This window comes from Planktothrix paucivesiculata PCC 9631 (genome assembly GCF_900009265.2).
GTDB lineage: Bacteria > Cyanobacteriota > Cyanobacteriia > Cyanobacteriales > Microcoleaceae > Planktothrix > Planktothrix paucivesiculata.
Window position 1 is genome coordinate 138,159 of record NZ_LR735013.1, and the last position, 6,761, is coordinate 144,919.

General features: G+C 41.0%; 3 protein-coding genes. All 3 read left to right on the plus strand.

Annotated features, from left to right (window positions below; genetic code table 11):
* The first annotated feature begins 345 nt into the window (after nucleotides 1-345).
* Nucleotides 346-3,450: an adenylate/guanylate cyclase domain-containing protein gene (locus tag PL9631_RS11095; protein WP_083620230.1), complete on the plus strand. Its 3,105-nt coding sequence runs from the start codon at nucleotides 346-348 to the stop codon at nucleotides 3,448-3,450.
* A gap of 227 nt (nucleotides 3,451-3,677) precedes the next feature.
* On the plus strand, nucleotides 3,678-4,238 hold the full coding sequence (locus tag PL9631_RS11100; RefSeq protein ID WP_083620232.1) for a hypothetical protein: 561 nt from the start codon (nucleotides 3,678-3,680) through the stop codon (nucleotides 4,236-4,238).
* Between the two features lie 78 nt (nucleotides 4,239-4,316).
* Complete coding sequence (gene pcrA / locus PL9631_RS11105; protein WP_083620233.1) at nucleotides 4,317-6,689, plus strand: DNA helicase PcrA; 2,373 nt, start codon at nucleotides 4,317-4,319, stop codon at nucleotides 6,687-6,689.
* The last annotated feature ends 72 nt before the right edge of the window (nucleotides 6,690-6,761 follow it).

The following is a 6,761-nucleotide window of genomic DNA, read 5'->3' on the forward strand; positions in this document are numbered from 1 at the left end:
CCGCTATGAAGAGTAGGGGTAATTCATGAATTACTCCTACATCTAGGGTTACATCCCCAAATTTGCGTAAATTCTCTTAAATCTGTGATCCCTATTACCTCTGGCCCTATTTTTTCAAAATTGGTAGAACAAAACACAGACGAGAATCTATACTAAATGCAACAATGGTTTGACAAACCGGGCTTGCCCCAAATGGGATTAAATCTAGCAACTTGTCAATATTCAACGTAAACTGGTAAACAGTAATTGTCCATGGGCTATTTTCTTTTGATAGTTCAAAACTTAAAAAAATATTAATCTTTCCCTAAAAGACGGTTTGAACCCCAATCTATGTCTTAAACCCCTATGAAATCTGCATCCCCGACCAATTCTAAATCAGGAGAATCAACGGTGGTTTCATCACAAGTGATTGATGTAACGCCCGTTGTGGAGTCTACAGCTAATCGAAACGGCAATCAAATTGTAAACCCAGTAGGGGGTGACACCCCTTCTCAAAAACCAGCCACATCAACGAATGGTGGGCTAGTTCCTACGGGTGCTGGAGGCGGAAGTTTCTCCTCTTTTCTGGCTCCGTTAACCAAAGATAATTTCGTTGAAGTTGTTAAAAATGTTGAGGAAAAACTAAAAACCGTTAATCAAACCCTATCGATGCTGAATAATCTGCTCGATGCTCAGGGGTTTGAGGAAATCCTCAATGAAATGTTGCGGTCGATTACAATTAAAATAGGGGAACTGTTGAATGCCGATCGGACAACGATCTGGCTAGTAGATGAAGAAAAACACGAACTTTGGTCAATTGTCGCGGGCGGACAGGATGGTAAACCCCTAGAATTGAGAATCCCATCCACCGTAGGCATTGCTGGGGAAGTCGCTACAACCCGAACGGTCGTTAATATTCCCTACGATTTTTATAATGATCCGCGTTCGGCCGCTGCCCAGAAAATGGATCAGAGAAATGGCTATCGGACTTATACGATGGTCGTTATGCCTCTTTTAAATGATGAAGATGGCTTGGTGGCGGTGGTACAGTTACTGAATAAATTAAAACTGAATGCTGCTCCCCATGAACCCTTAGATGAAAAGATAGATTTTGACGGATTTACCGCCGATGATGAAAAACTATTTGAAGAATTTGTTCCTTCGATTCGCCTGATTTTAGAGTCCTCTCGTTCCTTCTATGCCGCCACGGTCAGACAACGGGCTGCGGCCGCTTTAATGAATGCGGTTAATGCCCTAAGTAAGAGTAGTTTGGACTTAGAGGAAACCCTAAAAAATGTCATGGATCAGGCAAAAGAATTAATGAATGCCGATCGCAGTACCCTCTGGTTATTAGATGAAGAAAAAGGAGAACTTTGGACAAAAATTCCGATTAATGAAAAGTTAGTAGAAATTCGGATTCCTCGAAACGCCGGATTTGCTGGAGTGGTTGCCCAAAGTGGTGAACCTTTATTAATTCCCTTTGATTTGTATAACGATCCTCGTTCCCAAACCTCTAAAGAAACGGATCAAAGAACGAAATATCGGACGTGCAGTATGTTATGTACGCCCGTTTATAATGCCGATAATCAACTGATTGGGGTGACTCAGTTAATTAATAAGAAAAAACAAGGAGAGCATCCTCCCTATAATCCAGCAGATTGGCCAGAAGCCCCGGAACAATGGAAAGCCAGCTTTAATAGTAATGATTTAGAATTCATGCAGGCGTTTAATATTCAAGCCGGGGTTGCCCTACAAAATGCCAAATTGTTCCAAAAAGTCAAAGAACAGGAACAACGGCAAAAAGATATTCTGCGATCGCTCAGTAATGGGGTCATTTCTACGGATAAAGAAGGTCGCATGATTGCCACAAATGATTGTGCCATGGAACTCCTAGGAATCCGAGAGGAAGATGTTGTTAAAGGGCGTTCTGTCCGAGATTTAATTCAGGTCAAAGACGGAGATTTCCGCAAATGGTTTGATACCTCCTTAGACCCAAAAGATGCCAAAGATCGGCAACAATATTACCCCGATCAAACCTTATTCTCGGAGACAAATGAATCCTCTCGGAGTGTGAATTTATCGATTAATTCCATGTCTGATATTAATAACCCAGAAAAAGTTAGTGGGGCGTTAGTAGTCATGGAAGATATCAGTGGCGAGAAAGAAATCAAGAACTTAATGTATCGCTACATGACCCCAGAAGTCGCTGAACAACTGTTAGCCAGTGGGGATACCGGGTTAGGTGGAAAACGCAAAGACGTTACCGTTTTATTTAGTGATATCCGCGGCTACACTACCTTAACAGAAAAACTGCAAGCCGAAGAAGTAGTCACCATGCTCAACTCCTATTTTGAGGAAATGGTAGACACCGTATTGGGCTATAAAGGAACCCTGGATAAATATATCGGAGATGCGTTAATGGCCGTGTTTGGTTCTCCCGCCCCCCTTGTGGATCATCCCTGGATGGCGATGCAAGCGGCCGTGGAAATGCGCTACCGTCTAGCCGAATACAATGAAGGTCGGGTTGCCCAAGGTTTAATGCCCATTGGTATTGGTATGGGCCTCCATTCCGATGAAGTGGTATCGGGAAATATTGGGTCGAGTAAACGGATGGAATTAACCTCTATTGGGGATGGAGTTAACCTCGCATCCCGTTTAGAAGGAACCAGTAAACAATATGGCACGGATATCGTAATTAGTGAGAATACCTATATCCATTATGCTGATCGGGTAATTGTGCGGGAACTCGATTTCATCACGGTTAAAGGCAAAAGCCAACCGGTGAGAATTTATGAACTCGTTGGCATTCGGGAAGGGAAATTAGTCCGACCAATTTCCGAAAAACAACAGGGGATCATCGACCACTATCATCTAGGACGGGAATATTACCTCAAACCCGCCACGGAAAAATTAACCGCAGAGGAAATAGTGCCCTTATTAGAAGAACTCGAAGATCTCTCCGAAGTTCAAATGAAAAAACTCTCCTACGATGATAAGGATTTATTAGGACAAATGTTATTAAAAAATTCTTTGGAGAAACTAACCGAAATGTTAGATGAAAATATCATCAAGCGGTTAGCCCTAGAAGACTTTAAACGGATGCCTACGGAGGAAGCCTTAGCCCTTTTACCGGAAAAAGTCAAAGGATTTACTCCTCGGGAAACTAAAAAATTACTCATCGTTAAACTCAAACAGTTTACAACCGATGTGAATACCCAAAAAATGTTAGAAGACGAAGCCGCAGAAATGCCCCTACCAAAACTTCGGAAAATGGTTGATTTAGCTAAACGCAAATTTGCCGACAAAGCCAAACAATCTTTGAGGACTGCCAAACGGGAATTTCTGACGGTTTTAGAAATCGATCCGAAAAATAAAGCGGCTAAACTGCACGTTGATCGCTGTATTCTGTATGAAACCACCCAACCCCCGGATGAAACCTGGGAAGGGGTGTGGAATCTCACAGAGAAGTAAATCAATAGCTGTCCTAGAGAGGGACTGAAACTTTTAAACCCGGTTTTTTGATAAACTGGGTTTTAGATTCATGTTAGGGATTGAAAAAATCTAACCCTGAAAACATTTGTTTGAACTGATCTGCCCAAAATCCCCCACCTTAGACAAAGTGCGACCTGCGGAGAATAATGGAGGACTGTGTATTGATGTTCCACATTTATGAGTAAAAAATCACCAGAGTTTAAGATATGCCTAGAGTAAGTTCACAATTATCCGATCTTGAGTGGGTCAAGCAAGTCCATGACTTCTTAATTGAAGTAGCCCGCGCTTCTTTGGCAGATACTCCTAAATTGCCCGACAGTGTTTCCACTAAATCTTTACCTTTAGCCCAAAAAGCCCAAGATATTCTGCAAAAATCAGCCAACACAGGTTGGCAATCTCAGCAAGCCCAATGGATTGAACAAGTCCGTCAACTATTGCTAGAATTGTCTCGGATTGCTTTAGGAGAAAGTCCTAAACTCCCGGAAAATATTGCTCAACGGGCTTTAACTTTAGCGGAAACCGCCCAGGATATTCATCAAGACGTAGAAGATTCTGGAGAAGATGACGATTGTGGCGATGATGCAGACGATAAAGAAGATGCTTCTAGGGAAATTGTTTTATCGGTTAATGATTTATTTAAGCATTTAAAAGACCGTTTAACCGCAGAACATCACAGCAATAATGGGACTGGAGATCCCGGATGGCAGCAAGTGTTAACCTTACTTGATGTTGTTCAGGAGACCTATAACAGAATTCAAAAATCTTAAGTCATTCTAGTTCTGGTATTCCCGATTCGCGGCTATAGATAGGATAGAATTAATTGAATTCCTGTGTTTTCTGTAGCCATGACTCAAACCATTGATTTCCTTAGCCATCTTAATACCTGCCAACGTCAAGCGGTGGAACATTTTTGTGGGCCGATGCTGGTGGTGGCGGGGGCGGGTTCGGGTAAAACACGGGCTTTAACCTATCGCATCGCTAATTTAATTCGCAGCCATCGGGTTCATCCTGAGAATATTTTGGCTGTGACTTTTACTAATAAAGCCGCGAAGGAAATTAAAGAGCGGGTGGAGTTGATTTTCGCTCAACAACAGGCAGAACTGGAATTTGGAAAACCCTTATCCGCTTTAGCCGCCGATGAGCAAACCCGATTAAAATCAAAGGTTTATCGCAGTATTAGCAAACATCTATGGATGGGAACCTTCCATAGTTTGTGCGCTCGAATTTTGAGATATGATATTAATAAATATCAAGACGAAAGTGGCAGAAAGTGGGATAAGAATTTCTCAATTTTTGATGAAGATGATGCTCAAAAATTAGTCAAGCATATCGTTCTCAAAGATATGAATTTAGACGATAAGAAATTTGAGCCTAAAAAAATTAGATATTCGATTAGTAATGCTAAAAACCTCGGATTTTCTCCTCAACAATATGCTAGAGAAAATCCTGATTATTATGGGCGAGTCGTTTCAGAGGTTTATAGTTCCTATCAATCTAAATTAGCTTCAAATAACGCTTTAGATTTTGATGATTTAATTAGAATAACCGTTGATTTACTCAGTCAAAATGAACAGGTATTAGCCTATTGGCATCAAAAGTTTTGTCATATTTTAGTAGACGAATATCAAGATACTAACCGCACCCAATATAACTTAATTCGATTATTAGTTACCAATGGTGAAAACCCAAGAACCATTAAAAATTGGCAAAATCGCTCTATTTTTGTCGTGGGAGACGTAGATCAATCGATTTATTCGTTTCGGATGGCGGACTATAAAATATTATTAGAATTTCAACAGGATTTTGGCGATCGCTTACCCGATGACGATACCCGCACAATGATTAAATTAGAAGAAAATTATCGCTCCCGGGAAAATATTTTACAAGTCGCAAATCATCTAATTCAACAAAATACTGAACGCATTGATAAAATCCTCCGTCCCACCCGAGGAGAAGGGCTACCCATTTATTGTTATCGGGCAGATGACGAAGTAGATGAAGCTAACTTCATTTTATCACAAATTCAAGGAATTAGCAAAAAAAATCCCGAATTAGATTACGGGGCATTCGCCATTTTATATCGAACCAACGCCCAATCTCGCGCCCTAGAAGATGTCTTATTAAGGAATAATATTCCCTATACCGTTGTGGGGGGATTAAGGTTCTATGACCGCAAAGAAATCAAGGATTCCATCTCTTATTTACGAGTTATTGCCAACCCCGCCGATAGTATTAGTTTGCTCAGAATTATTAATGTTCCCCGTCGAGGCATTGGTAAAACCACCATTGACGGGTTAATGAATGCGTCTCAACAGTTAGGAATTCCCCTGTGGGAAGTGATTAGTGATGAGGATTCTGTTAATACCATAGCCGGACGTTCAGCCAAATCCGTCAATCAATTTGCTCAAACTATTAAAACTTGGCAAGAACGGATCGAAGATCATTCCGCCATGCAAATTTTAGAAGGAGTTTTATTAGATGCGGGTTATATTCAGGACCTAAAAAATGAAGGAACCGATGAAGCCGAAAACCGCTTAGAAAATATTAAAGAATTGACGAATGCCGTCTCCCAATTTCAAGAGGAATATGAGGATAATACCCTAGGCGGATTTTTAGCTAGTGCCTCCTTAGCGTCCGATTTAGATAACTTAAAAGAAGGACAACAAGCGGTTTCCCTATTAACCCTCCATGCGGCCAAAGGATTAGAATTTCCGATTGTCTTTTTAGTCGGTTTAGAACAGGGACTTTTCCCGAATTATCGCAGTTTAAATGACCCCTTATCAATAGAAGAAGAACGACGTTTATGTTATGTTGGGATTACTCGCGCCCAGGAACAATTATTTTTAACCCATGCTTGTCAACGGCGTTTATGGGGGACTTTAGAATCCTGTATCCCCTCGATGTTTTTGCAGGAATTACCCGAAGGATTAATTCATGGGTATACTCCTCCCATTCAACCCAAAACAACTAAAAATAAAGGAACTAAAAAAGAGACAAAATCACCCACAGAGACGAAACAACCCGCAAAAAATGTTAAGTTAGAATCGGATGTTAAAGACTGGAAAGTTGGGGATAAAGTCTTTCATCGTACCTTTGGAATTGGAGAAGTCACCCACGTTTTCTCAAATAAAGATAAAATGTCTTTAGCGATTAAATTTGGCAGTCTCAGTCCCAAAATTCTTGATCCGAAAACGGTTCCTTTACAACGGTTTAAATAGACAGGACTTACGCAAAACAACCATATCTAGTAGGGGCGAACGGCCGTTCGCCCCTACAGATGGTGTATAATT